Origin of the sequence: Pantoea trifolii, from assembly GCF_024506435.1 — a bacterium.
Taxonomy (GTDB): Bacteria; Pseudomonadota; Gammaproteobacteria; order Enterobacterales; family Enterobacteriaceae; genus Pantoea; species Pantoea trifolii.
On sequence record NZ_JANIET010000001.1, the window covers coordinates 1,438,169 to 1,463,813 of the forward strand.

A 25,645-nucleotide genomic window follows, 5' to 3' on the forward strand; every position below is an offset into this window, starting at 1 on the left:
CCGCGCTGAAAACCAACTTCTACACTTGAGAAGCAATTACCTCTGATAAGGGCTCTCTCATGCGATTTCCCCTTTGTGTTCCCGTGTTAACGCTGGCGCTGCTGGCTGCGGGTTGTACCTCTCATGTGGCCGACAAAAAACAATATTCCGGCTTCCTCGGCGATTATAGTCAGCTGCAATCGACCCAATCGCCAAGCGGTAAACCGACGCTGCGCTGGATCTCTCCCGATTATCACGATGCCGATTATCGAGGCGTGGTTTACACGCCGGTGGTCTATTATCCGGCGGCGCACCCGACTGCACGTATCAGCCAGCAAACGCTGGATGAGGTGCGCAGTTACACCGATAGCCAGCTGAAGCGGGCGATTTCTGAACGCAAGCCGCTGGTGACCACCAAAGGCCCGCGTACGTTGCTGGTGAAAGCGGCGATTACGGCGGTATCGGCAGAAAATGAAGGCGTGCAGTTCTACGAAGTGGTGCCGATTGCTGCCGTGGTCGCCAGCACCATGGCGGCAACCGGACATCGCACACAAGAGAGCTCGCTGTTCCTCGAAATCGAAGCGGTGGATGCACAAACCGGCAAGCCGATGATTAAAGTAGTGCGCAAAGCCTTCGGCAAAACCCTACCGAATAACAACACGCCAATTACCCTCACCGATCTCCGTCCAGGCATTGACGAGATGGTGCGTGACACGCTGGCGTTCTCCGTGCCCTGAACCTGTGCCCGGCCGCGCGCCGGGCTTAATGTTTTGTAAATCCTGCACATCCTTTGTCACGCGCTGACTACCCTTAACGGCAGACCGTGATAAAGGAGAATGCCATGCGTTTACTGCCCGCCGCGTTGCTGTTTGGCGCTTTAAGCACGACCTTACCGTTATTCGCTGCCGATGTGCAGGTTCAGGTGCTGCAGGATAAGCTCGATCATCCGTGGTCCGTGGCTTTTCTGCCCGACAATCAAACGCTGTTAATTACTGAACGATCCGGCCAGCTGCGCAGCTGGCAGCCGGGCAAAGGCCTGTCGCAACCGATCGGCGGCGTGCCGAAGGTGTGGGCGAATCGTCAGGGCGGCCTGCTGGATGTGGTGCTGGCGCCGGACTTTGCCCAAAGCCGCCGCGTGTGGCTCAGCTACACCACCGCCGATGCCAGCGGCCGCGCCGGCGGCGTGGTGGGTTATGGCCGATTAGGCGATGACAATCGCCAGCTGAGCGACTTTAAAGTGGTGCTGGAGCAAACGCCGAAGTTGTCGAGTGGCGCCAATATCGGCACGCGACTGGCGTTTGATCGTCAGGGTTTTCTCTATATCGCCTTCGGTGACAATTTCGCCAGCAGCAGCGCGCAGCAGCTGGATAAGCTCTCCGGCAAAATTGTGCGTCTGACCAAAGACGGTGAAATCCCGCCGGACAACCCGTTTGTTAATCGCCAGGGCGCGCGTGCTGAAATCTGGTCTTACGGCATGCGCAATTCGCAAGGGCTGGCGCTCAATCCGTGGACGCAGCAAATGTGGGAAAGCGAACACGGCCCGCGCGGCGGCGATGAGGTAAACATTCCGCAGAAGGGCAAAAATTACGGCTGGCCGCTGGCAACGTACGGCATTGATTACAGCGGAGAGAAAGTGCCGGAAGCGAAAGGCAGTGAAGTCGAAGGTACCGAGCAACCGCTGCACTACTGGAAAGTCTCGCCCGCCATCAGCGGCATGGCGTTCTACAATAGCGCGCGCTTCCCGCAATGGAAAAACTCACTGTTTATCGGCGCGTTGAAGGAGAAGAGTTTGATTCGCCTGCAGGTGAATGGCGCGAAAGTGGTGGAGGAACAGCGCTTACTGGAGGATCGTGGCGAGCGTATTCGTGATGTACGACAAGGCCCGGATGGCTATCTCTACGTGCTAACCGATGAATCCAACGGCAAGCTGCTGAAAGTGGGGCTGCCAGACGCCGCCAGCGCCCCACGCGGTTAACTTAGCGTGCCCAGTTACACACTTCCCATCCGCGCTGCTGTGCTTCCTGCAGCAGCAGCGAATTGGGATTCACCACCCATGCATGGTCGGCATGCGCCAGCAGCGGTAAATCATTCATTGAATCGCTGTAAGCCCAGGTGCGTTCAAAGCGTTGGTCCTGCTGTAACGCTTTCCAGTCGCTGAGGCGCGTCACTTTGCCTTCGCGATAGGTCATGGTGCCGTAAGTTTGCCCGCTGTAGCGTTCATCCACCACTTCAACGCCAATCGCCAGTGCGCCGTGAACACCAAGGCGCTCGGCGATGGGAACAGCAAGATGATCGCCGCTGGCGGTAATGATCATCACCGTGTCGCCGCGCTGCTGATGCCACTCAATACGCTCGCGGGCGGCGGGAAAAACGCGCGGCATGATGTCGCGATGGATAAAGCGGCGTACCCAGCCTTCAACGGTCATGGTGGCCATACCGGCGAGTGGCGCCAGCGTGGTGTTCATGTACTCTTCAATCGATAACGTACCGGTGTGATATTTCTCCATCAGGATTTTCTCCTGCTGGATGATCTCTTCGGGGGCGAATCCCTGTGAAACCAACCAGCGCAGCCACAGGCTGGTGCTGTCTTCACAAATCAGGGTTTCGTCCAAATCGAAAATGGCTAAGTCCATCGCGGCTCTCCTCAGGCTGACTGAATTCAGGTTAGCGGAAATTTGTGACTGGCTTAACCGTTCTGCGAAAAATCGGAATTACACGCAAAATTTTTCAATAGTCAGATGGGCAAAAGTGGCGGCGCTGCGCGGTTGGTGCCAGGGTTACTCTAATAAACTCTATAAAACTTTACGATTGGACGGTTTTTTTCGCTGGCCTGAACCGTTAGCGTGGGATGAGACATGTCTTATCTGCAAAAAACCAAGATTTAACAAGGACAATCTGGTCATCCTCATGAGAAAAAACACCTTCGCTACTGCATGGCGGCCTCTGGCTGCATCGTCACTATTATTACTTTTCATTCCTATTTCAACGCTGGCAGAACAAGCTCCAGCCGCTCCGCAGATAGACGCCAAAGCCTGGATCTTAATGGATTACAACAGCGGCAAAGTGCTGGCGGAATCCAATGCCGATCAGCGCCTTGACCCCGCCAGTTTGACCAAAATGATGACCAGCTATGTGGTCGGCCAGGCGCTGAAATCGGGCAAGATTACCAACGATGACATGGTCACTATCGGGCAGGATGCATGGGCAACCGGCAATCCCAAACTGCGCGGTTCATCGCTGATGTTCCTCAAACCCGGCGATCGCATTCCGGTCTCTGAACTGAATAAAGGCGTGGTGATTCAATCTGGCAACGACGCTTGTATCGCATTGGCTGATTATGTTGCGGGCAGTCAGGATTCGTTTATCGGGTTGATGAACAACTATGTCAAAGCCTTTGGCCTGCAAAACACCCACTTTATGACGGTACACGGCCTGGACGCTGAAGGGCAATACAGCACCGCGCGCGACATGGCGATTATCGGCCAGCGCCTGATCAGCGATGTGCCGGAAGAGTATGCGATCAACAGCGAAAAAGAGTTCACCTTCAATAAGATTAAGCAGATGAACCGTAACCGTCTGCTGTGGAGCACTAATCTGAAGGTGGATGGTATTAAAACCGGTCACACGTCTGGCGCGGGCAACAATCTGGTGGCCTCGGCAACCGAAGGTGATATGCGCCTGATTTCCGTGGTGCTCGGCGCGGCAACGGATGCTACGCGTTTCCGTGAAAGCGAGAAGCTGCTGACGTGGGGCTTCCGCTTCTATGAAACCGTGACGCCGATTAAGGCCGACAAGCCGTTTGCGCAGCAGCGCGTATGGTTTGGCGATCATAGCCAGGTCAATCTCGGTGTAGCAAAAGACGCAGCCATCACCGTGCCGAAAGGGCAGATGAAAAACCTCAAGGCCAGCTTTACCCTGAACTCACCGCAGCTGGAAGCGCCGCTGGAGAAGAATCAGGTGGTGGGAACCATTGATTTCCAACTGGATGGCAAAACCATTGAACAACGTCCGCTGGTGGCGATGGAAGCGGTGCCGGAAGGCGGCTTTATTGGCCGGATTTGGGATTTCATTATGATGAAATTCCACGGCTGGTTCGGGAAGTGGTTTAGTTAATAAAAAACGGTGCGCATCAAGCGCACCGTGTTGTAGGGTCGCCATTCATGGCGACCTCATCCCTCACTCACGTATCCACCCTTTCTTAATCGGCATAGCAAACAGTGCGCGATACACCTGATGGGTAAACGCCAGCATGCGCTCGCCATACAGCTGCCACGCCATGTGCGACGCCAGACACGCCAGCAAACCAACCAGAAATCCGCCCAGCATATCCATTGGCCAGTGCACGCCAAGGTAGACGCGTGACCACGCAATGGCGCTGCCGATCACCAGTAAAAGCACGCCCGACCACAAGCGATGCCAGAAGATAAATGCCAGCGCAAAGGTAAAAATGGTGGTGCCGTGATCGCTCGGATAAGAGTCATCTGCGGCGTGAGATAAGAACTGATGCCCGAATCCTATGGCAAAAGGACGCGGATGTGGCAACAGTTGACCGACGCACCATGAGATGCTCAGCGCGTACAGCAGCGCCATGCCGGTTTTCAACACCAGCGCGCGTTGAGATTCCAGCTGATCGCGCGGTCCCCACAGCCACAGCGCCACAATCAGCAGCGGCACGATGGCAATCACATCTTTGGCGATAAAGGTCGCCAGACTAATCAGCCACTGTGGCGAATCCTGCGTGGCGTTGATCCATAAAAAAAGCGTGTGGTTCAGTGCTTCCATCACGATTCCTTGTCCTCGTCTTGTTTACCCGAAAAACAGCAGCGCAAAGATGGCTGCAAAATAAGTTTGATAGCCTAAAAGCGGACCAGCTATGAGTACATAGTCGCGCTCTTAAACTTATTGCGGGTTGTTGGAGTGTTTAACTTTGATGAAAGTTGCAAGAAGGTTTAATTAAAACAGGGCGTAGCAAGAGGATGACGAAGGAGATTTTGGCAAGCTGGCGAAATCGCCATAAAAAAACCCGCAAGTCAGTGACCGGCGGGCTCCACAATTTGGGGATTTCAAAGAAAAGCAGTGGCACTTATTCAGACTGCGACCCCAGAAGAAAGTTCTGGACAGCGCAAAAATATTTTTATAAAGGCAAAAGCGGCCAGATTATCACGATCAGGGTACCGGCCAGCGTCAGCAAAACATTCGCGATCGCATACGTTCCTGCGTAGCCAAGGGCTGGAATGCTGCTGCGCGCGGTATCGCTGATGATCTCCATTGCTGGCGCACAGGTGCGCGCGCCCATGATGGCACCAAACAGTAGCGCGCGGTTCATGCGCAGCACATAAGCGCCGAACAGATAGCAAATCACCACTGGCAGCAAACTCACCAGTAGGCCACTTACCAGCATCAACGCACCGGCGCTGCCAAAACCGTGTTGCAAACCGCTGCCCGCGCTCAGGCCAACGCCCGCCATAAACACCATCAAACCAAACTCTTTCACCATCGTCAGCGCACCCTGCGGGATGTAGCCAAAGGTGGGATGGTTGGCGCGCATAAAGCCGAGCATGATGCCCGCGAACAACAAACCGGCGGCGTTACCGATGCCAAAGCTGAAGTTGCTGAACTGGAAGGTGATCATGCCGATCATCAAGCCGACGATAAAGAAGGCGCAGAAGGCGAGCAGATCGGTGATTTGGCTGTGAATGGCGATAAAGCCAATGCGATCGGCCAGGCTTTTCACGCGACGTGCTTCACCGCTTACCTGCAGCACATCACCTTTGTTGAGCATAATGCTGTCATCGATTGGCATCTCGATCTGGCTGCGAATCACGCGGTTAAGGAAGCAGCCGTGATCGGTCAGTTTGAGATGGCTCAGGCGCTTGTTCACCGCGTTATGGTTTTTCACCACGATCTCTTCGGTGACGATGCGCATATCCAGCAGATCGCGATCGAATACCTCTTTGCCGTTACGGAAGCTAGGATCCAGGCGCGCATGCGCATCGGGATAACCCACCAGCGAGATATCGTCGCCCAGTTGCAGCATCGCGTCACCGTCCGGGCTGGCGAGAATACCGTTGCGGCGCAGACGTTCAATGTAGCAGCCGGTCTGGCGATGAATGCCCAGCTCGCGCAGGTTTTTGCCGCCGCTCCACTCCACCAGTTCCGGGCCGACGCGATAGGCGCGGATCACCGGCAGAAACACTTTGCGCTGGCTGTCGGCGTCAAGGCCGCGCTCACGTGCGATTTGCTGCGCGCAGGTTGGCAGATCCTGATGTTGCAGGCGCGGCAGGTAACGCGCGCCAAAAATCAGGCTGACTAAACCCACCAGATAGGTGAGTGCATAACCGAGGCTGAGATTATCCTGCATCAAGGTGAGCTGATGGCTGTCGCTGATGCTTTGTCGCAGCGTATCGCCAGCGCCCACCAGCACCGGCGTCGAGGTCATCGAACCGGCTAACATGCCCGCGGTTAAACCAATATCCCAGCCGAATACCTTGCCAAGCGTCAGCGCGATTAACAGCGCACTGACCACCATGACAATCGCCAGGAAGAAGTAATTTTTACCGTCGCGGAAAAATATCGAGAAAAAGTTAGGTCCGGCTTCCACGCCGACACAAAAAATAAACAACATAAAGCCAAGACTTAATGCGTCAGTATTAATGGCGAAGTGCTGTTGACCTAAAATCAACGAAACAACCAGCACGCCAATGGAATTACCGAGTTGGACCGAACCGAGGCGTAATTTACCTAAGCAGAGTCCGAGTGCTAAAACGACAAATAATAACAGAACGTCATTTCCGCTTAACAATTCTGCGACGTTAATGTTCACGGTTTAACTTCTTCTTAACCTTTAACACGTTGATGAAAGTGACTTTTTTCGCTATCTTGTGCCGAACGTTAAGGTTCCTGCAACAAAAGCGTTCAAGCCGAAATTTAAAGCGGCGTCATTCTAATCATAATTAACACCCTCAGCTATCGGCAGTTTTCATTCCTTTCGCCTCCAGCTGTTTCTTTTTATTTCCAGTCGTGCGCATCAGGGCAGAAAAAGTTTCATAATTGTTAACGTCAAAGTTGAGGATAATTATGTTGCAGCGCAATAATCGCTGGCCAGCATCGATTCTGGGCGTGATGCTTTATACGCTGGTGTTTATTTATGCACATCATTTCTGGGCCGCCGCCAGTGAACAAGCCGTGCGCGGACAGCCAGAATTACTGCTTTTTTTACTGCCGGGATGTTTGATGGCGCTACTGCAGGCGGAAAGTCCGCTGATCAGCACCTTGTGGGTGGCGCTGGGCGGTACGCTGCTGGGCATGATGTGGTTAATGCTGGCGGTGCCAATCACGCATAGCGGCTTGTTGATTGTGGCATGGAGTTTAAGTGCGCTGTTCTGGGCGGGATGTGGAGCGCTGCTGGTGCGCTTGCTGCGCATTATGCTGGCGATGCGTGCCGAATAGCACCAGCCAAAACGGGCCCGCAGGCCCGTTCTCTTATGCTTCGATACCCAGGTTTTCTTTGGTCCAGGCCGCGAATTCGGTGTAACCACCAATGTGCTGATCGTCGAGGAAAATCTGCGGCACGGTTGTCACCGGCTTGCCGGCACGGGCTTCCAGATCGGCTTTAGTAATGCCGGTGGCCTGAATATCAACGTACTGATAGTTGAAATCGTCGCGCTCGCTGGTCAGCCTGGCGGCCAACTCTTTCGCACGTACGCAGTAAGGGCAGCTAGAACGGCCAAAAATCACTGCAATCATTGCTTCTCTCCTTCCGCTGCTGTTTTGTGACTAGAATCACATCACAGCGTGAATAATGCGTCACATCATGCCCGCCCATCCTGCTTAATGAAAGAAGAAGTTACCTGTTATTCTGATACCTGCTGCCTATGCAGATGCTAAAACTGATTGAACGCCAAGGGAACCTTCGCATGCGTGATCTCGCTAGATTACCGAAACCCGTGTTGCTGCTCGAAGTGCTCGGCGTGCTTGCCGTGATTGGGGCATTATTGCTAACCAACGATTGGGTGAGCGCGCCTGATTTCATCGCGAAAAAGCCGCTGGCGACGCTGCTGTTTTTTCTCGGCATCGCGCTGATGCTGCCTGCCGCATGGATGATGATGTGGCGCACGGCGAAGGCGATGGCTCCACAATTGTTCAATCATTCCAACAAAAAGAAGTAACCACCGGAGAGGATTTATGACGCCGACTATCGATTTACTGTGCAGCCACCGTTCCATTCGCGCTTTTACCGAACAGGGCATTGATGAGGCGCAACGCAGCGCCATTATTGCAGCGGCACAAGCGGCTTCGACCTCCAGCTTTTTGCAGTGCTCCTCGATTATTCGTATTACCGATCCCGCAAAGCGCGAGCAGCTGGTACAGCTGACCGGCGGCCAGCCTTGGGTCAGTGCAGCAGCGGAGTTTTGGGTGTTCTGCGCGGATTTCAATCGTCATCAGCAGATCTGCCCGGATGCGCAACTCGGGCGCGCTGAACAGCTGCTGCTCGGCTGCGTTGATACCGCGCTGATGGCGCAAAATGCCATGGTGGCGGCGGAATCGCTGGGCCTTGGCGGCGTATTCATTGGCGGGATTCGTAATAGCATCGCTGAAGTAACCGAGTTGCTGGAACTGCCGAAGTTTGTGCTGCCGCTGTTCGGCTTCTGCGTCGGTCATCCGGCTGATGCGCCGGACGTCAAGCCACGCATGCCGCAAGCGATGCTGGTGCATGAAAATCGTTATCAGCCCGTCGATAAAAAGGTGCTGGCACAGTACGATGAGCAAATTACTGCCTATTATCAGCAACGTGATAGCAACCAGCGTTCCGAAACCTGGAGCCAGCTGATTCAACGCCTGATTATTAAAGAAACGCGTCCCTTCATTCTGGATTACCTGCATCAGCAGGGCTGGGCGACGCGCTAAGCACAAGGAACTTTGCAATGAAAATGGCCATTCTCACCCGCGATGGATCGATCTATTCGTGTAAGCGTCTGCGCGACGCTGCGGAGGAGCGTGGTCATCAGGTGCAGATCATCGATCCGCTCTCCTGCTACATGAACATCAATTCCGATTCACCGGCGGTGCACTATCGCGGCGAGACGCTGGGGCATTTTGATGCGGTGATCCCGCGCATCGGCACCGCCACCACCTTTTACGGCACCGCCGTGCTGCGCCAGTTTGAGGTGCGTGGCAGCTATCCCCTTAATGAATCGGTGGCCATTACCCGCGCGCGCGACAAGCTGCGCTCGCTGCAGCTGCTGGCGCGTGAGGGCATTGATATGCCGATCACCGGTTTTGCCTCGTCGCCGGATGATACCGATGACTTGATTGCGATGGTGGGCGGTGCGCCGCTGGTGGTGAAGCTGGTGGAAGGCACGCAGGGCATCGGTGTGGTGCTGGCGGAAACGCGCCAGGCGGCGGAGAGCGTGATCGACGCTTTTCGTGGCCTCAATGCGCATATTCTGGTGCAGGAGTTCATCAAGGAGGCGCAAGGGCGCGATATTCGCTGCCTGGTGATTGGCAATGAAGTGGTGGCAGCGATTGAGCGCGAGGCGAAAGAGGGCGATTTTCGCTCTAATCTGCATCGCGGCGGCAAAGCCCGCGCCGTGCACATCACCGATCAGGAGCGGGATGTCGCGGTAAAAGCCGCCAGCACGCTGGGGCTCGAGGTGGCGGGCGTGGATATCCTGCGCGCAAATCGTGGACCGCTGGTTATGGAGGTGAACGCCTCGCCCGGACTGGAAGGAATTGAGGGCATTACCGGATTAGATATCGCCACCATGATGATCAAGTGGATTGAGCAGCACGCTTGCCCCGGCTATCGTCCTAAAACCGGCGGCTAACCCGCGCTTTTCAGCGGTTTTCGTGGCATCCAGATCGGTTTTTCCGTAAGCTAAGGCGCTCATTTCTTCACCCCACAGGATATTACGATGGATTCACTGGTCGTTCCGGACATTGACGTGCTGCGTCGCTGGCTGGATCAACAAAATATCACCTGGTTTGAATGCGATGCCTGTCAGGCACTGCATCTGCCGCATATGCAGAATTTTGACGGGGTGTTTGATGCAAAAATTGACCTGGTGGATAACGTTATTCTCTTCTCCGCGCTGGCAGAAGTAAAACCGACGGCGCTGATTCCGCTGGTGGGCGATTTATCGCAGATCAACGCCAGCTCGCTCACCATTAAAGCCTTTGTTGATATTCAGGACGACAATCTGCCGAAGCTGATTGTCTGCCAGTCGATCAGTACCAGCGCCGGATTAACCTTCGGTCAGTTCTCCCACTTTATGAAGCAGAGTGAAGAGGGCGTTTCTATGGTGATCATGGAAGCCTTTGCTAACCACTTGCTGGTGGTCGAAGAAGAAGAGGAGCGACAACCCAGCTCCAGCAGCCACGCGATGCTGCACTAAGTTCCCCGCCTCGCTAACTGCCGCTTTTTGCGGCAGTTTTCATTTTTGCCCCACCACTTTTTATTCTGCACTTTGCCCTTTATTGCCAGATATTAGTCGTGCTTTATGCCACTAACGCCAAACCCCATAGCAGAAACATGCATAACGTATCGCGAAAAGGCGTTTTTTAAGCTGGGATCTGGTGCAGGTGATGCGGGGGGGCTATTCTTGCGGGGCTGCTTGAGACGTGCAACCTCAGCGCAGGTATAGGTTTTTGCTATTAAACTCCCGCTGAATATTGATTCATTGTGTGCCTGTGATTTAACAGAAAACGCAACGTCCGGATCGCCGTGTATGCAGCGTTGTGATGACCCGCTCAGGAGGAAGTAAAACATGTTCAACCAACGTAAAAAATGGTTGTCAGGTGTGGTTGCTGGTGCATTGATGGCTGCGGCCGGCGGTGCGCAGGCCGAAGGTAGTACGGTTCATGTGTATAACTGGTCCGATTATATCGCGGCGGATACCGTGCCGAACTTCGAAAAGCAGACCGGCGATAAAGTGGTTTATGACGTCTTTGACTCCAACGAAGTGTTGGAAGGCAAACTGATGGCCGGTAGCACCGGTTATGACGTGGTGGTGCCGTCGTCGAGCTTCCTCGCGCGTCAGCTGCAATCGGGCGTGTTCCAGGAGCTGGATAAGAGCAAGCTGCCGAACTACAAAAATCTTGATCCCGATCTGATGGCGAAAGTGGCCCAGCACGATCCGGGTAACAAATACGCGATTCCTTATCTGTGGGGCACCACCGGCATCGGCTATAACGTCGATAAAGTGAAAGCCGCATTGGGCAAAGATGTGCCGCTGGATAGCTGGGATCTGGTGCTGAAACCAGAAAACCTGGAAAAACTGAAAGGTTGTGGCGTCTCCTTCCTTGATGCACCGGAAGAGATCTTCGCTACCGTGCTCAACTACCTGGGTAAAGATCCAAACAGCTCTGACGCGAAAGATTACTCTGGCGCGGCGACCGATTTGCTGCTGAAACTGCGTCCAAACATCCGTTACTTCCACTCGTCGCAGTACATCAACGACCTGGCGAACGGCAACATCTGCGTGGCGATTGGCTGGTCGGGCGATATTCTGCAGGCGAAAGATCGTGCGGATAAAGCCAACAACGGCGTGCATCTGGGCTACATCGTGCCGAAGCAGGGCGCATTGGCGTTCTTCGACATGTTTGCGATTCCTAAAGACGCGAAAAATGTGGAAGGGGCGTATCAATTCCTCAACTACATGATGGAACCCAAAGTCATCGCTGATGTTTCCAACAACATGAACTATGCCAACGGTAACAAAGCCTCGCTGCCGCTGATCAATGCGGACGTGCGCAACAATCCGGGCATCTTCCCAACGCCGGATGCCATGGCCAAACTGTTTGTGCTCAAGGTCCAGGATCCGAAACTGGATCGTGTGCGTACCCGTGCATGGACTAAAGTAAAAAGTGGTAAGTAATTCGTTCTGAACGATTATTGCCTGAAGACGACAGCAGAGGCGCAGTGATGGCCTCTGTTGTGCCATTTTTAGCGGCTGGCTGTGCCGCGCGATTTTAGCGCCGGAGAAATGTTAGTGAACGACGCGATTCCCCGCCCCCCAAATAAAACGGCTAAGGCGATGACGCCGCTGCTGGAAATTCGCAATCTGACCAAATCTTTTGACGGGCAGCACGCCGTGGATGATGTCAGTCTGACCATTTATAAAGGTGAGATTTTTGCGCTGCTGGGCGCATCCGGCTGTGGCAAATCGACCTTGCTGCGCATGCTGGCGGGATTCGAACCGCCAACCAGCGGCCAGATTGTGCTTGATGGCCAGGATCTCTCCCATGTTCCGCCGTATCAGCGCCCCATCAACATGATGTTCCAGTCCTACGCGCTGTTCCCGCACATGACGGTGGAGCAGAACATTGCCTTTGGCTTGAAGCAGGACAAACTGCCGAAGGGCGAAATCTCTAGCCGCGTCGAAGAGATGCTGTCGCTGGTGCACATGCAGGAGTTCGCAAAGCGCAAGCCGCATCAGCTCTCTGGCGGTCAGCGTCAGCGTGTGGCGCTGGCGCGTAGCCTGGCGAAACGTCCTAAGCTGCTGCTGCTCGACGAACCGATGGGCGCGCTGGATAAAAAACTGCGTGACCGCATGCAGCATGAAGTGGTCGATATTCTCGAGCGTGTCGGCGCTACCTGCGTGATGGTAACGCACGATCAGGAAGAAGCGATGACCATGGCGGGCCGTATCGCCATCATGAACCGTGGCAAATTCGTGCAGATTGGTGAGCCGGAAGAGATCTACGAGCATCCAACCAGCCGCTACAGCGCTGAGTTCATCGGTTCGGTGAATGTGTTTGAAGGCTTGCTGCGCGAACGCGGTGAGGACGCGCTGATCATTGATGCGCCGGGCTTAGTGCATCCGCTGAAAGTGCAGACCGATGTTTCCGTGGTGGATAACGTGCCGGTGCACGTGGCGCTCCGTCCGGAAAAAGTGATGTTGTGCGAAGAAGTCCCAGCCGATGGCTGCAACTTTGCCGTGGGTGAAGTGGTTCACATCGCCTATCTCGGCGACCTGTCGATTTATCACGTGCGTCTGCGCAGCGGCCAGATGATCAGCGCACAGTTGCAAAACGCCCATCGCTACCGCAAAGGCGCGCCAACGTGGGGCGATGAAGTGCGTCTCTGCTGGGACGCCGACAGCTGTGTGGTTCTGACGGTTTAAGGGGGCGATATGAGCCAGATTTCTCAACGCAGCAAGCCCGAAGTGGTGGGCACGCCGCTGCAGCGCTGGGCAACGCGCATTAAGATGCAGCATGGCCGTAAGCTGGTGATTGCCTTGCCGTATCTGTGGCTGATCCTGCTGTTCCTGCTGCCGTTCCTGATCGTACTGAAAATCAGTTTCGCCGATATTGCGCGCGCCATTCCGCCGTACACCGATTTGGTCACCTGGGCCGATGGCGAGCTCAATCTGGTGCTCAACCTCGGAAACTACTTCACACTGACCGACGATCCGCTGTATGCCGACGCGTATCTGACGTCGCTGAAAGTGGCGGGCATCTCCACCATTATCTGCCTGATGATCGGATATCCGCTGGCGTGGGCGGTGGCGCACAGCAAGCCGTCAATGCGCACTATTCTGCTGCTGCTGGTGATCCTGCCGTCGTGGACCTCGTTTCTGGTGCGCGTATACGCGTGGATGGGCCTGCTCAACAACAACGGCATTCTTAACCGCTTCCTGATGTGGCTCGGCGTGATCGATCACCCGCTGGTGATCCTCTATACCAACACGGCGGTGTATATCGGTATCGTTTACTGCTATCTGCCGTTTATGGTGCTGCCAATTTATACCGCGCTGACGCGTATTGATTATTCGCTGGTGGAAGCCTCGCTGGATCTCGGCGCTCGTCCGTTGAAAACCTTCTTCAGCGTGATTGTGCCGCTGACCAAAGGCGGAATTATTGCCGGCTCGATGCTGGTGTTTATCCCGGCGGTCGGCGAGTACGTGATCCCGGAACTGCTCGGCGGTCCGGACAGCATCATGATTGGTCGTATTTTGTGGCAGGAGTTCTTTAACAACCGTGATTGGCCGGTAGCGTCCGCGCTGGCGGTGATCATCCTGTTGATTCTGATATTGCCGATTATCTGGTTCCACAAGCACCAGAACCGTGACGTGGGAGAGAAAGAATGAGCCAGTTACCGACCATTCGCTCTCCGTGGCGCACCGTGATTCTGGTGCTGTGCTTTATGTTCCTGTACGCGCCGATGCTGCTGCTGGTGGTTTACTCCTTCAACAGTTCGCCGCTGGTCACGGTGTGGGAGAACTTCTCGTTCCACTGGTACAAGGTGCTGTTCCAGGATCAGGCGATGCTGGATGCGGTGGGTCTCAGCCTGACCATCGCCGCGCTCTCCGCCACCATGGCGGTGGTGCTTGGCACCATGGCGGCGGTGGTGATTGTGCGCTTTGGTCGCTTCCGTGGGCATAACGGTTTCGCCTTTATGCTGACGGCGCCGCTGGTAATGCCCGATGTGATCACCGGTTTATCGTTGCTGCTGCTGTTCGTGGCGATGGGTAATACCTTTGGCTGGCCGAGCGATCGCGGCATGCTGACCATCTGGCTGGCGCACGTGACCTTCTGTACCGCTTACGTGGCGGTGGTGATTAACTCGCGTCTGCGTGAGTTGGATCGCTCGATTGAAGAGGCGGCGATGGATCTCGGCGCAACGCCGGTGAAAGTATTCTTCGTGATCACCGTACCGATGATCGCGCCCGCTATCGTTACCGGCTGGCTGCTGGCGTTTACCTTGTCGCTGGATGATTTGGTGATAGCCAGCTTCGTGACCGGCCCAGGCGCGACCACCTTGCCGATGGCGATTTTCGCTACCGTGCGTCGTGGCGTGAATCCGGAGATCAACGCCTTAGCCTCGCTGATTCTGTTTGTCGTCGGTTTAGTCGGTTTTATCGCCTGGCGCTTTATGGCGCACGAAGAAAAGCAGCGTTTACGCGATATTCAGAAAGCAAAACGTGGCTGAACGCCGTAACATTAAGGTCGCCATTAATGGCGACCCTACGTCGTAGGGTGCGCATTTATGCGCACCTCAGTTACGGAGCAATACCATGTCGGAAACCCTGAAAAACGGTTCAATGATTAACGCTACGCCGGTGCCGGTGATGGTCGCAGGCTGCGCCATCATCATTACGCGCTGCCTCAGCGTGTTGCTGCTGGCCAACGAACTGGGTTACGACGAACTTGCCAATTTCGTGCATCGCAGCGCGCAAGCCTGGGATTCCACCCTGATCTTTATCGCCAGCCAGCTGATTTTCCTGTTTGAACTGCGCTGCGCCTTTACCCTGATGCGCGGCAATAATCGTGGGCGCTGGGGCTATGTCGCGACGCAAATCATTGTGCTGATCTACATGTTGATGGCATCGGTGGGCTGGATCTACCCGGAAATTTTCAGTATCCCTGGCGAAAGCAATGCGCAGATCATTCATCACACGCTGCTGCAAAAGCTGCCGGATGTGCTGGTGTTAGCGCTGCTGTTTGTGCCCGCCAGCAGTCGCGCTTTTTTCCGCCACCGGTGATACAATCGCCCCCCATTTTTTCTCCCGATTTTGAATACAGGCATTTGCATGCATTGCGCGCTTTATGATGCCGGTCGCTGTCGTTCGTGCCAGTGGCTGGAAAAACCCTATCCGCAACAGCTCAACGACAAGCAGTCGCTGCTGGAACAACTGCTGGCTGAGAGGCCGGTAGGCGAATGGCTGCCGCCGGTGCAATCCGCGCAGCAAGGGTTTCGTAATAAAGCCAAAATGGTGGTGAGCGGTAGCGTGGAGCGGCCGATTTTCGGCATGGTGGCGCGCGACGGTGAACCGGTCGATCTCTGCGCTTGTCCGCTCTATCCCGAGAGCTTCAGCGCGGTGTTCACACTACTCAAGCCCTTTATCGCCCGCGCGGGTTTAACGCCGTATAACGTGGCGCGCAAACGCGGTGAGCTGAAGTTCCTGTTGCTGACGGAGAGTACGCAGGGCGGCATGATGCTGCGTTTTGTGCTGCGTTCCACTAGCAAGCTGCAGCAGCTGCGCGATGCCTTGCCGTGGCTGCAACAGCAGCTGCCGCAGCTGAAGGTGATCTCCGCCAATATTCAGCCGGTGCATATGGCGATTCTTGAAGGCGATGAGGAGATTGCGCTGACGCCGGATCAGGCGCTGGCGGAGCGCTTTAATCAGGTGCCGCTCTATATTCGTCCGCAAAGCTTCTTCCAGACCAATCCACAGGTTGCCGCCGATCTCTACGCCACCGCGCGCGATTGGGTCGCGCAGTTGCCGGTTAGCAGCATGTGGGATCTGTTTTGTGGCGTTGGGGGATTTGGCCTGCACTGCGCCACGCCAGAGATGCAGCTGACCGGCATCGAAATCAATGCTGAAGCCATCGCCTGTGCGCAGCAGTCGGCGCAGCAGCTTGGATTAGAAAAAGTGAGTTTTGCCGCGCTGGATTCCACGCAGTTCGCCACGTCGCGGGAAGCGGTGCCGCAGCTGGTGCTGGTGAATCCGCCGCGTCGCGGTATCGGCGCGGAGTTGTGTGCTTATCTCAGTGAGATGGCACCCGATTACATTCTCTATTCCAGCTGCAATCCCACCAGCATGGCGCAGGATATTGCGCGTCTGGCGGAGTATGACGTGAGCCGCGTGCAGCTGTTCGACATGTTCCCGCATACCGCGCATTTTGAAGTGCTGTGTTTGTTAAGCAAGAAGGGCGGAACAGCGTAGCGTTCACCGGAACGGAGGACGTGCAGAACCTGTCTGGCGCCCGCCACGCTATCCCATAATGCTTATTCCGGGAACCACTTCTGATTGATTTGCTGCCAGGTGCCGTTGGCTTTAAGCGCGACTAACGCGCTGTTCAGCTCATTCAGCAGCGGTTCATTGCCTTTGCGTACCGCAATGCCTAAACCGGTGCCAAAGAAGTCGGTATCGGTGATGTGCTCGCCGACCGCACTAAGATCGTCATTGGCCTTCAGCCACTGATTCACCACCGCCGTATCACCAAACACGCCATTCAGCCGACCGTTTTTCAGATCGAGAATCGCGTTCTGATAGCTGTCATACGCCACCGCAATCACCTCCGGGTGTTTCTCCAGCAGGTATTTCTGATGCGTGGTGCCGTTCTCAACGCCAACACGTTTGCCTTTCAGCTGGCTGAAGTCGGTGAACTGGCCTTTATGCGCAATCACAATCGCCGAGTTAGCATAGTAAGGCTGGGTGAAATCGACCTGCTTGCTGCGATCGGCGGTGATATCCATGCCGGAAATGACCGCGTCGTAGCGACGGAATTTCAGCGACGGAATCAGGCTATCGAAGGCGTTGTTGGTGAAAGTGCAATCCGCTTTCATCTGCTGACACAGTGCTTTTGCCAAATCGATATCGAAGCCAACGATTTGGTTGTCGTGATCAAGGGATTCGAACGGGGGATAAGTTGCGGAAGAGGCGAAGCGGATTTTTTCAGCCGCATAAGCATTCATTGCCAGAGTTGCCAGCGCAGCAGCAACAATCCATTTTTTCATTATGTAACTCCTGTAAACCATGCCAGATACGGAACGGGTTACACGATGCCAGTTAATGAATTTATATGCAATATTTTTGCTTATTAATTTAAATGGAAACAGGCGCCGTTTCAGGCGCCTGTTGTGGTGACATTAGTTGCGGCGCTCAAATGCCAGCGCACGCTTCTCAACCAAGCGCATCATCAATGTTAGCAAGCCGTTAACCACCAAATAGATCAGGCCCGCGGCCGCGTACACCGAAATATCGTAAGTACGGCCATACAACAGCTGCCCGTGGCCCATCACTTCCATCAGCGTAATGGTGTAAGCCAGCGAGGTACTTTTGAATACCAGCACCACTTCATTGGAGTAGGACGATAGGGCGCGCTTGAAGGCGTACGGCAGCAGAATGCGCAGCGTATCTTTGCGGTTCATGCCGAGTGCCGCGCAGGATTGCCATTGACCAGATGGAATGGCACGCACCGCACCGTAAAACAGCTGGGTGGTGTAAGCCGCACTGTTGAGTGACAGCGCCAGCAGTGCGCACAGCCAAGGCTGCGACAGCAGATGCCACAGCCACGGAATGTTCTGGATGCTGGGGAACTGGCCGGGACCGTAATAGATCAGAAAGATCTGCACCAGCAGCGGCGTGCCGGTGAACAAAGTGATATAGCCTTTCACCAGCCAATTCAGCACCGGCACTTTGAGCGCCAGCACGATGGTGCAGAGTACCGAGAGCACCAAAGCCGCAAACAGCGAAGCCACGGTTAACGTCAGGCTGGTGTGTAACCCTTTCAGCAGCTCGGGTAAGTAATCCAGCATGCTTAAGCCCCTCGCTCAAAACGCGTGGTGCGCAATTCAATGCGGCGCAGCACGAACTGACTGAACAGCGTGATAATCAGATAGATCGCCGCCGCCACCAGATACCAGGTAAACGGCTCTTGCGTGCGGGTGGCAATGCTTTTGGTTTGCAGCATCAGGTCGTTGACACTGATCAGCGATACCAACGCGGTATCCTTCAGCAAAACCAGCCATTGATTGCCCAAACCTGGCAGCGCGTGACGCCACATCTGCGGCATGATCAGGCGCAGAAAAATCGCCGACTTTTTCATACCCAGCGCCTGGCCCGATTCCCATTGGCCGACCGGCACCGCTTTCAGCGCGCCGCGCAGGGTTTGTGACGCATAGGCGGAATAGAGCATCGCCAGCGCAATCACACCACACAGGAAAGGACTGACGTCGAAGTTTTCAATCTGCACCTGCACCGGAATGTTGAACAGGCCGAGATTGATGTGGAAGCCATCTGAGAGCGTCAGCAGCAGCTGAGAAGCGCCGAAATAGATAAACAGCACCACCAGAATTTCCGGCAGGCCGCGAATCAGCGTGACCAGCGCGGTACCGATCCACGCCAGCGGTTTCCAGCGTACCGATTCCCAACCAGCAAAAATCATCGCCAGCACAAGGCCGGAGATCAGTGCACAAACGGCAAGGCCGACGGTCATACCGGCGGCGCTTGCGAGTGGAATCATTTCATTCATCAGAAATTACTGCTGGAACCATTTGCTATAGATGGTTTTGTAGGTGCCGTCCGCTTTGATCTTCTCCAGCGCCGCATTGAACTTGCCCTGCAGCTCGCTGTTGCCCTGACGCACGGCAATCCCTAAACCGGTACCGAAGTAATCTTTGTCCGTCACTTTCTCACCCAGCGGCGCGAGGTTGGCGTTCTGCTTCAGCCACTCGTTCACTACGGCGGTGTCACCGAATACCGCGTCGATGCGGCCGTTTTTCAGATCCAGCACTGCGTTCTGGTAGCTGTCGTAAGGCACAACGGTGATGTCGCTGTGTTTGTCAGAGAGGTATTTCTGGTGCGTGGTGCCGTTCTGCACGCCAACACGCTTGCCTTTCAGCGCGGCCACGTCAGCCATTTTGCCTTTCTGCGCAATGAAAATGGCAGAGTTGTCGTAGTAGGGCTTGGAGAACAGCACTTGCTTCTCACGATCTGGCGTGATGTCCATGCCTGCCATCACCGCGTCAAAACGGCGGAACTTCAGGCTGGGGATAAGGCTGTCGAACGCCTGATTAGTGAAGGTGCAGGTCGCATCCATCTCTTTACACAGCGCGTTAGCCAGATCGACATCAAAGCCCTGAATTTTGTTATCAGAGTCGACGAATTCAAACGGAGGATAAGAAGCCTCGGTAGCAAAACGCAGTGTCTGTGCCGCTGAAGCGCTGAGGCTCAGGCCAGCAAGGAGGGCAGCAATTACAACTTTTTTCATTAGAAGCATCCTGACTTAATGCGAAAGATAATTAGCAAACGCGTCGGTTTGCGGCTGTGTAAAGTGGCTGGCATCGCCTTGCTCAACAATGTGACCGTTTTCCATATACACCACGCGGCTGGCGGTTTTACGCGCCACTTCCACTTCGTGCGTGACGATCACTTGTGTGATGTTGGTCTGTGCCAGCTCACGAATAATGCTGACGATCTGGGCGGTGATTTCAGGGTCGAGCGCGGCGGTCGGTTCATCAAACAGCAGCACCTGCGGCTCCATCATCAGTGCACGGGCAATCGCGACGCGCTGCTGCTGTCCACCGGAAAGATGCAGCGGAAAGCGATCGGCGTACGGCGTCAGGCGCAGACGATCCAGCAGCTTTTCAGCACGCGCACGTGCGGCGTCTTTGCTGAGACCGAGCACGCGGCACGGCGCTTCAATCAGGTTTTGCACCACGCTCAGGTGCGGCCACAGATTGTATTGCTGGAATACCATGCCCACGTTCTGCCGCAGCTCGCGAATCGCGCTGTCGGAAGGGGCTTTGGTGAAATCAAACTGGTTGCCGGCAATCTGCAGGCTGCCGGAACGCGGTTGCTCCAGCAAGTTGAGGACGCGCAGGAGCGAACTTTTACCCGCGCCACTCGGGCCGAGCAACACCAGCGTTTCACCCTGCGGACAAGCCAGGTTGATATCGAACAGTGCCTGATGGGCACCGTAAAAACAGTTTATGGCGTTTAGTTGAATACTCATGCGCTAAAAATGAATAGTAATTAGTGTCGCGGATTTTAACGTCACCAGAATAGTTATGCAATTGTGGTGGGTTAATATTTATTTAAGAGCAGTGAAACCTTCAAAGCGTAGCACAATATCGCGCAACTCAAGGTGGATGAGGGCTGGCGCGCGCTATTTAGTTCACAAAATATCAACAAAAAGCGCCGCAAGGATGCGGCGCGCTAATCAATGGTGTTAACTGCGGGAAAAGTGAACGGTTACTTTTTTGCTTCCAGCAGTTGCGTCAGTGAACCGCCGCCAGCGTGGGGCACCTGGCCGACATAACGCACATCATCAACCACCCAGCAAGTGCCTTCATGGATCATCAGCACTTCATCTTTCCAGGTTTTGTTATCGCGGCTCAGCTCAACGCGCAGCGGGATATTGCGCGCATCGCGATTAGGAATGGTGGATGCGCTGGCAACCTCCGCCGAAGTTGGGCCTTGCGCCAGGCTGGAGAAGAGATCGCCTTGGCTCCAGGCCGCCGGTTTCGGGTTTTGGCCGTTGGCGGTAAGCAATTTTTGATAGAGACGATCGCTCAGGTAAGGGCGATATTTCGCCAGCGTGTTGCTGTCTGGCAAACCTTGTGTCGGCTGGCTGACGCGTAAATCGTAGAACTGTTGCGCCACGCTATCCGGACCGCCTTCAACACAGGCCGCGGTGCGCGGACCATTATCCTTAATGACCGGCTCAACGGTGGTACACGCACTCAGCAGCAACGCTGCAGGAATAAGCAGCGCAAAGGCATTGTTTCTCATCTCGATTTCCTTATTGTTCACTGGCAAAGCGCCATTTTTAGCATAGAGTATAGCCTTGCTTTTAAGCGCTACGAGCTGATTCAGAAAAGGAGAACACCATGAAATTTTCTACAACGCCCACGCTGGAAGGACACAGCATCAGTGAATATTGCGGCGTGGTCGCCGGCGAAGCGATTCTCGGCGCCAATATTTTCCGCGATTTCTTCGCCGGCATCCGCGATATCGTCGGTGGCCGTTCTGGCGCCTACGAAAAAGAGTTACGTAAAGCGCGTCAAATCGCCTTCAGCGAGCTTGAGGAGCAGGCCAAAGCGCTCGGCGCCAACGCGGTGGTGGGCATTGATATCGACTATGAAACCGTGGGTAAAGAGGGCAGCATGTTGATGGTGAGCGTCACCGGCACCGCCGTGATCATTCGCTAATGCGCGTGGTGGTTCTGTTGGCGATGGCGCTGTTACTGAGCGCTTGTCAGTCATCAATTGAAGCGCGTCACGGTTATTGGGTCGATACCGCGCATCCGGCGCAGGGCGCGCGACCGCGCATTAAAGTGGTGGTGATTCACTACACCGCCGAGGATTTCTCCCGTTCGCTGGCAACGCTGACCGATAGGGACGTTAGCGCGCACTACCTGATTCCGCAGCATCCGCCGCAGAAAAACGACAAGGGCGTGGTGTGGCAATTGGTGCCGGAAAGCCAGCTCGCGTGGCATGCGGGCCCGAGTTTTTGGCGCGGCGCAACGCGCATCAATGACACTTCGATTGGCATTGAAATCGTCAACAGCGGTTATCGCCGCACTTTGACGGGTTTGCAGTGGCAGCCTTTTACGCCGCAGCAAATCAGCGCGCTGATGGCGCTGGTGGAGGACATCACCCAGCGCTACGGCATCGCGCCGGAAAATGTGGTCGGACACAGCGATATCGCGCCGCAGCGTAAGCAGGATCCCGGTCCGCTGTTTCCGTGGCAGCAACTGGCTGAGCAGGGTTTAGGCGCGTGGCCTGAGCAGGCAACGGTGCAGCGTTATCTTAACGGGCGCGCCGCGGATGAGGGCGTGGATCAGGCAGAATTGCTGGATGCGCTGCAGCGCTATGGCTACGACGTCGCGGCGGCAACCACGCCGCAGATGCAGCGCAAGCTGATTGCAGCGTTTCAGATGCATTTCCGCCCGCGTGATTATCGCGGCATCGCCGATGCGGAAACCCTCGCGATCGCGCGTGCGTTATTAGCGAAGTACGGTGCGGCGCAGTGATGCTTGTTATCAATAAAGCATCTTGCATTTGACCCCTTTTGAACAACACGCACTGAAGTTTCGACGCAGGCCGGGGGCGCTTTTGGGCTGGCTATACGCAGCGCTGAACGAAGCGAGGAAGCCAGGAGAGCCCGCAGGACGCGGGCGAAAGGCGAAGCCGGGACATGGAAGTCCCGTCTTCGCCGGTCCGTCAGGCAGACGAGCGTAGTGAAGGTACCGCACAAGCGGCGCGAGGACTGCCGGACCAAAAGTGACGTCGGCCAGCGCACTCATCGTTGGCTTGACGGACTAGCAGTGGTCGCCATAAATGGCGACCCTACAAAGTATGAATGCGCACCAGGATTTACTGCTGCAGGAACGCCTGCCAGTGCGCCACCAGCCGTTGCAGATCCTGACGGCTGACATCCAGATGCGTGACAATACGCGTCACGGGCCCGACGCTGATTAACACATCGCCCGACTGCATCCAGCTTTTCAGCGCTTCAACTTTCTCCGTTGGCACTTTCACAAACAGCATGTTGGTGTGCTGATTGATCACCTCAACGCCGATGGCACTGAGCTGCTCGCCTAACCACGCCGCGTTGTCATGATCGTCTTTGAGACGCGCGACATTGTGCTTTAATGCATACAGGCCCGCAGCGGCCAGAATGCCCGACTGACGCATTCCGCCGCCGGTCATTTTGCGCCAGCGCCGCGCTTGCTCAATGTACGCTTCATCGCCACACAGCAGCGAACCAATCGGCGTGCCGAGTCCTTTTGACAGGCAGATGGTTAAGGTGTCGCAGTATCGCGCAATCGCTTCCAACTCAACATTCTGTTCCACCACGGCGTTAAAAATACGCGCGCCATCAATGTGCAGCGCCAGCTTCCGCTCGCGGGTGAATGTCCACGCTTGCTCCAGATAGCTCAGCGGCAGCACTTTACCGTGATGGGTGTTTTCCAGGCTCAAGAGACGCGTGCGGGCGAAGTGGAAATCGTCGGGTTTGATGGCGGCGGCGACATCCGCCAGCGGCAGAGAGCCATCTGCGGCATGCAGAATCGGCTGCGGCTGAATGCTGCCGAGCACTGCCGCACCACCGGCTTCATATTTGTAATTGTGCGCCTGCTGACCCACGATATATTCATCACCGCGCTGGCAATGGCACAGCAGCGCTACCAGATTAGCTTGCGTGCCGGTGGGGAAGAACAGGGCGGCGGCTTTGCCGCTCAAGCGTGCGGCTTCGACTTCCAGTGCGTATACGGTGGGGTCATCGCGGTAGACATCATCGCCGGTTTCGGCTGCCATCATGGCATCGAGCATGGCAGCACTCGGGCGGGTTACGGTATCACTGCGTAAATCGATCACGTCGCTCTCCTGAAATAAAAAAGCGGGCAGAGCGCCCGCGTTATCATCATGTTTGGCCTGAATTGTTTTACCTCAGCCAGTTGGTTTTCGCCAGCTCCACTATCTCATCACCACGTCCATTCAGAATGGCGCGCATCATATAGAGGCTAAAACCTTTGGCCTGCTCGGCTTTGATCTGCGGCGGCATCGACAACTCTTCCTTGGCGGTAATCACGTCAAGCAGCACCGGACCATCATGCGCAAAGGCTTCCTGCAGCGCGCCGTTAAGATCGGAGGCTTTCTCGACGCGAATGCCTTTGATACCGCAGGCGGCTGCGATGGCGGCGAAATCAGGGTTTTCGAGATCGGTGCCATCGGTTAGATAGCCGCCAGCTTTCATCTCCATCGCCACAAAGCCCAGCACGCTGTTATTGAAGATCACCAGTTTCACCGGCAGTTTCAGCTGCGCCACCGAAATGAAATCGCCCATCAACATGCTAAAGCCGCCGTCGCCACACAGCGCAACCACCTGACGCTGTTTGTCCAGCGACTGCGCGCCTAACGCCTGCGGCATGGCGTTGGCCATCGACCCGTGATTGAACGAGCCGATTAACCGGCGTTTACCGTTCATCTTCAGATAGCGCGCCGCCCACACGGTTGGTGTGCCGACGTCGCAGGTAAAGATGGCGTCGTCATCGGCATATTCACTGATTTGCTGGGCCAGATATTGCGGGTGAATTGCCAGCTTATCGTTGGCGGTGGCCAACTCATCCAGCCCTTTACGCGCATCGACATAATGCGCCAGCGCTTTATCCAGATGCTGACGATCGGTTTTACTGCTGAGCTGCGGTTGTAACGCATGCAAGGTGGTTTTGATGTCACCGACCAGCGCCATATTGACATGGCTGTGCGATCCGAGGCTGCCGGGATTGATGTCGATCTGGATGATTTTGGCATCGGCCGGATAGAAGGCGCGGTAGGGGAATTGCGTCCCCAGCAGCACTAAGGTATCGGCATTCATCATGGCGTGGAAACCGGAGGAGAAGCCAATCAATCCGGTCATGCCGACATCATAAGGGTTGTCGTATTCGATGTGCTCTTTACCGCGCATCGCATGCACGATTGGTGCTTTCAGCGTTTCTGCCAGCTTCACCACTTCGTCGTGTGCGCCAGCACAACCGCTGCCGCACAGCAGAGTGATATTTTCCGCTGCGTTCAGCGTTTCGGCTAAGGCGGATACTTCGCGGGCGTTAGGCACCACGTGTGGCAACTGCGGTGGATACCATTCGCTGCGTGCGCTTTCCGGCGCCGGCTGCAACGCCACGTCGCCGGGGATCACAATTACCGACACGCCACGATTAAGAATCGCTTTACGCATCGCAATGCCCAGCACCTGCGGCAACTGCTCCGGATTGGAAACCAGCTCGCAATAGTGGCTACATTCGCGGAATAATTCTTGCGGGTGGGTTTCCTGAAAATAGCCGCTACCAATTTCGCTGGAAGGAATGTGGGCGGCGATGGCCAAAACCGGAACGTGATTGCGGTGGCAATCAAACAAACCGTTGATGAGATGCAGGTTGCCCGGTCCACAGGAACCGGCGCATACCGCCAGTTCGCCGCTGATTTGTGCTTCAGCGCCGGCCGCGAAGGCCGCCACTTCTTCATGGCGCGTCGGCATCCATTCGATGGTGCCCATGCGATTCAGGCTGTCGCTCAGCCCGTTGAGAGAGTCACCGGTGACGCCCCAAATGCGTTTCACGCCGGCGTTTTCCAAAGTTTTTGCCAGCATTGCCGCCACAGTTTGCTTCATCGTTATGCTCCTTTCTGGTGTTGAGCCATCCATGCCGATGGCGAAAA

At 55.4% G+C, this 25,645-nt stretch carries 28 protein-coding genes; 16 read left to right on the plus strand and 12 right to left on the minus strand.

Translation table 11 applies throughout. From position 1 onward, the window contains the following. The first annotated feature begins 59 nt into the window (after positions 1 to 59). Together NQH49_RS06620 and NQH49_RS06625 are read left to right on the plus strand one after the other, a co-directional pair. Positions 60 to 716 carry a DUF3313 domain-containing protein gene (locus NQH49_RS06620; RefSeq protein ID WP_008102487.1) on the plus strand — a complete coding sequence of 219 codons (657 nt, stop codon included), beginning with the start codon at positions 60 to 62 and terminating at the stop codon, positions 714 to 716. Between the two features lie 104 nt (positions 717 to 820). Further along, a complete protein-coding gene (locus NQH49_RS06625) occupies positions 821 to 1,954 on the plus strand; it encodes a PQQ-dependent sugar dehydrogenase (RefSeq protein ID WP_256696055.1) in 1,134 nt (377 codons plus the stop codon). A gap of 1 nt (position 1,955) precedes the next feature. On the opposite strand, the gene NQH49_RS06630 is transcribed toward NQH49_RS06625, so the two are convergent. Continuing rightward, on the minus strand, positions 1,956 to 2,612 hold the full coding sequence (locus NQH49_RS06630) for an HAD family hydrolase (RefSeq protein ID WP_256696056.1): 657 nt from the start codon (positions 2,610 to 2,612) through the stop codon (positions 1,956 to 1,958). A gap of 274 nt (positions 2,613 to 2,886) precedes the next feature. Between NQH49_RS06630 and NQH49_RS06635 the strand changes: the two genes are divergently transcribed. Further along, on the plus strand, positions 2,887 to 4,092 hold the full coding sequence (locus tag NQH49_RS06635) for a serine hydrolase (RefSeq protein WP_071531640.1): 1,206 nt from the start codon (positions 2,887 to 2,889) through the stop codon (positions 4,090 to 4,092). A gap of 63 nt (positions 4,093 to 4,155) precedes the next feature. Here the strand turns inward: NQH49_RS06635 and ybjG are convergent, their stop codons facing one another. Both ybjG and NQH49_RS06645 read right to left on the minus strand, forming a co-directional pair. Next, positions 4,156 to 4,761 carry an undecaprenyl-diphosphate phosphatase gene (gene ybjG, locus NQH49_RS06640; protein ID WP_256696058.1) on the minus strand — a complete coding sequence of 202 codons (606 nt, stop codon included), beginning with the start codon at positions 4,759 to 4,761 and terminating at the stop codon, positions 4,156 to 4,158. Positions 4,762 to 5,113: 352 nt separating this feature from the next. Beyond that, positions 5,114 to 6,802, minus strand: coding sequence for an aspartate:alanine antiporter (locus NQH49_RS06645; RefSeq protein ID WP_061717183.1), 1,689 nt, complete (start codon positions 6,800 to 6,802; stop codon positions 5,114 to 5,116). A 254-nt stretch (positions 6,803 to 7,056) separates the two neighbouring features. Between NQH49_RS06645 and ybjM the strand changes: the two genes are divergently transcribed. Next, complete coding sequence (gene ybjM, locus NQH49_RS06650; protein WP_256696059.1) at positions 7,057 to 7,428, plus strand: inner membrane protein YbjM; 372 nt, start codon at positions 7,057 to 7,059, stop codon at positions 7,426 to 7,428. A gap of 33 nt (positions 7,429 to 7,461) precedes the next feature. Here the strand turns inward: ybjM and NQH49_RS06655 are convergent, their stop codons facing one another. After that, positions 7,462 to 7,725, minus strand: coding sequence for a GrxA family glutaredoxin (locus NQH49_RS06655; RefSeq protein ID WP_256696060.1), 264 nt, complete (start codon positions 7,723 to 7,725; stop codon positions 7,462 to 7,464). Between the two features lie 170 nt (positions 7,726 to 7,895). Between NQH49_RS06655 and NQH49_RS06660 the strand changes: the two genes are divergently transcribed. The 10 genes from NQH49_RS06660 to rlmC all read left to right on the plus strand — a co-directional run bounded on the left by NQH49_RS06660 (position 7,896) and on the right by rlmC (position 16,649). Further along, complete coding sequence (locus tag NQH49_RS06660) at positions 7,896 to 8,147, plus strand: DUF1418 family protein (protein ID WP_256696061.1); 252 nt, start codon at positions 7,896 to 7,898, stop codon at positions 8,145 to 8,147. Positions 8,148 to 8,163: 16 nt separating this feature from the next. Further along, positions 8,164 to 8,886 (plus strand): oxygen-insensitive NADPH nitroreductase, encoded by a 723-nt coding sequence (gene nfsA / locus NQH49_RS06665; RefSeq protein WP_061717179.1) that lies wholly within the window; start codon positions 8,164 to 8,166, stop codon positions 8,884 to 8,886. Between the two features lie 17 nt (positions 8,887 to 8,903). Further along, positions 8,904 to 9,806, plus strand: a complete 903-nt coding sequence (rimK, locus tag NQH49_RS06670) for a 30S ribosomal protein S6--L-glutamate ligase (RefSeq protein ID WP_256696063.1) — start codon at positions 8,904 to 8,906, stop codon at positions 9,804 to 9,806. A gap of 87 nt (positions 9,807 to 9,893) precedes the next feature. After that, complete coding sequence (locus NQH49_RS06675) at positions 9,894 to 10,373, plus strand: type III secretion system chaperone family protein (RefSeq protein WP_008102469.1); 480 nt, start codon at positions 9,894 to 9,896, stop codon at positions 10,371 to 10,373. Between the two features lie 372 nt (positions 10,374 to 10,745). Continuing rightward, positions 10,746 to 11,855 carry a spermidine/putrescine ABC transporter substrate-binding protein PotF gene (gene potF / locus NQH49_RS06680; RefSeq protein WP_256696064.1) on the plus strand — a complete coding sequence of 370 codons (1,110 nt, stop codon included), beginning with the start codon at positions 10,746 to 10,748 and terminating at the stop codon, positions 11,853 to 11,855. 114 nt (positions 11,856 to 11,969) lie between these two features. Continuing rightward, entirely contained in the window at positions 11,970 to 13,103 is a 1,134-nt protein-coding gene (gene potG, locus NQH49_RS06685; RefSeq protein WP_158238594.1) for a putrescine ABC transporter ATP-binding subunit PotG, read from the plus strand. Positions 13,104 to 13,112: 9 nt separating this feature from the next. Then, positions 13,113 to 14,069: a putrescine ABC transporter permease PotH gene (gene potH, locus NQH49_RS06690; RefSeq protein ID WP_256696066.1), complete on the plus strand. Its 957-nt coding sequence runs from the start codon at positions 13,113 to 13,115 to the stop codon at positions 14,067 to 14,069. Beyond that, a complete protein-coding gene (potI, locus tag NQH49_RS06695) occupies positions 14,066 to 14,911 on the plus strand; it encodes a putrescine ABC transporter permease PotI (protein ID WP_008102460.1) in 846 nt (281 codons plus the stop codon). Before potH ends, potI begins: the two co-directional genes overlap by 4 nt. 85 nt (positions 14,912 to 14,996) lie before the next feature. Then, positions 14,997 to 15,464: a YbjO family protein gene (locus tag NQH49_RS06700; RefSeq protein WP_256696067.1), complete on the plus strand. Its 468-nt coding sequence runs from the start codon at positions 14,997 to 14,999 to the stop codon at positions 15,462 to 15,464. A 48-nt stretch (positions 15,465 to 15,512) separates the two neighbouring features. Further along, entirely contained in the window at positions 15,513 to 16,649 is a 1,137-nt protein-coding gene (gene rlmC / locus NQH49_RS06705; RefSeq protein ID WP_256696069.1) for a 23S rRNA (uracil(747)-C(5))-methyltransferase RlmC, read from the plus strand. Between the two features lie 62 nt (positions 16,650 to 16,711). Here rlmC and artJ (NQH49_RS06710) read toward each other — a convergent pair whose 3' ends face one another. The 6 genes from artJ (NQH49_RS06710) to NQH49_RS06735 form a co-directional block, all read right to left on the minus strand. Then, the gene (gene artJ / locus NQH49_RS06710; protein ID WP_097094391.1) at positions 16,712 to 17,443 is read right to left on the minus strand and encodes an arginine ABC transporter substrate-binding protein; all 732 of its coding nucleotides are present in this window, start codon (positions 17,441 to 17,443) and stop codon (positions 16,712 to 16,714) included. Between the two features lie 132 nt (positions 17,444 to 17,575). Further along, positions 17,576 to 18,244 (minus strand): arginine ABC transporter permease ArtM, encoded by a 669-nt coding sequence (artM, locus tag NQH49_RS06715; RefSeq protein ID WP_256696070.1) that lies wholly within the window; start codon positions 18,242 to 18,244, stop codon positions 17,576 to 17,578. A gap of 2 nt (positions 18,245 to 18,246) precedes the next feature. Next, positions 18,247 to 18,960, minus strand: coding sequence for an arginine ABC transporter permease ArtQ (artQ, locus tag NQH49_RS06720; RefSeq protein WP_256696071.1), 714 nt, complete (start codon positions 18,958 to 18,960; stop codon positions 18,247 to 18,249). Between the two features lie 6 nt (positions 18,961 to 18,966). After that, on the minus strand, positions 18,967 to 19,698 hold the full coding sequence (gene artJ / locus NQH49_RS06725) for an arginine ABC transporter substrate-binding protein (RefSeq protein ID WP_008102446.1): 732 nt from the start codon (positions 19,696 to 19,698) through the stop codon (positions 18,967 to 18,969). Between the two features lie 15 nt (positions 19,699 to 19,713). Beyond that, complete coding sequence (artP, locus tag NQH49_RS06730) at positions 19,714 to 20,442, minus strand: arginine ABC transporter ATP-binding protein ArtP (protein WP_008102444.1); 729 nt, start codon at positions 20,440 to 20,442, stop codon at positions 19,714 to 19,716. Between the two features lie 239 nt (positions 20,443 to 20,681). Next, on the minus strand, positions 20,682 to 21,221 hold the full coding sequence (locus tag NQH49_RS06735) for a lipoprotein (protein ID WP_256696072.1): 540 nt from the start codon (positions 21,219 to 21,221) through the stop codon (positions 20,682 to 20,684). Between the two features lie 98 nt (positions 21,222 to 21,319). Here NQH49_RS06735 and NQH49_RS06740 point away from each other — a divergent pair, with 98 nt between their 5' ends. Beyond that, complete coding sequence (locus NQH49_RS06740) at positions 21,320 to 21,640, plus strand: heavy metal-binding domain-containing protein (RefSeq protein WP_256696073.1); 321 nt, start codon at positions 21,320 to 21,322, stop codon at positions 21,638 to 21,640. Continuing rightward, positions 21,640 to 22,464 (plus strand): N-acetylmuramoyl-L-alanine amidase, encoded by an 825-nt coding sequence (locus NQH49_RS06745; RefSeq protein ID WP_256696074.1) that lies wholly within the window; start codon positions 21,640 to 21,642, stop codon positions 22,462 to 22,464. Before NQH49_RS06740 ends, NQH49_RS06745 begins: the two co-directional genes overlap by 1 nt. A gap of 343 nt (positions 22,465 to 22,807) precedes the next feature. On the opposite strand, the gene ltaE is transcribed toward NQH49_RS06745, so the two are convergent. Further along, positions 22,808 to 23,809, minus strand: a complete 1,002-nt coding sequence (gene ltaE / locus NQH49_RS06750) for a low-specificity L-threonine aldolase (protein ID WP_256696075.1) — start codon at positions 23,807 to 23,809, stop codon at positions 22,808 to 22,810. Positions 23,810 to 23,876: 67 nt separating this feature from the next. Beyond that, on the minus strand, positions 23,877 to 25,598 hold the full coding sequence (poxB, locus tag NQH49_RS06755; RefSeq protein ID WP_256696076.1) for a ubiquinone-dependent pyruvate dehydrogenase: 1,722 nt from the start codon (positions 25,596 to 25,598) through the stop codon (positions 23,877 to 23,879). Between the last annotated feature and the right edge of the window lie 47 nt (positions 25,599 to 25,645).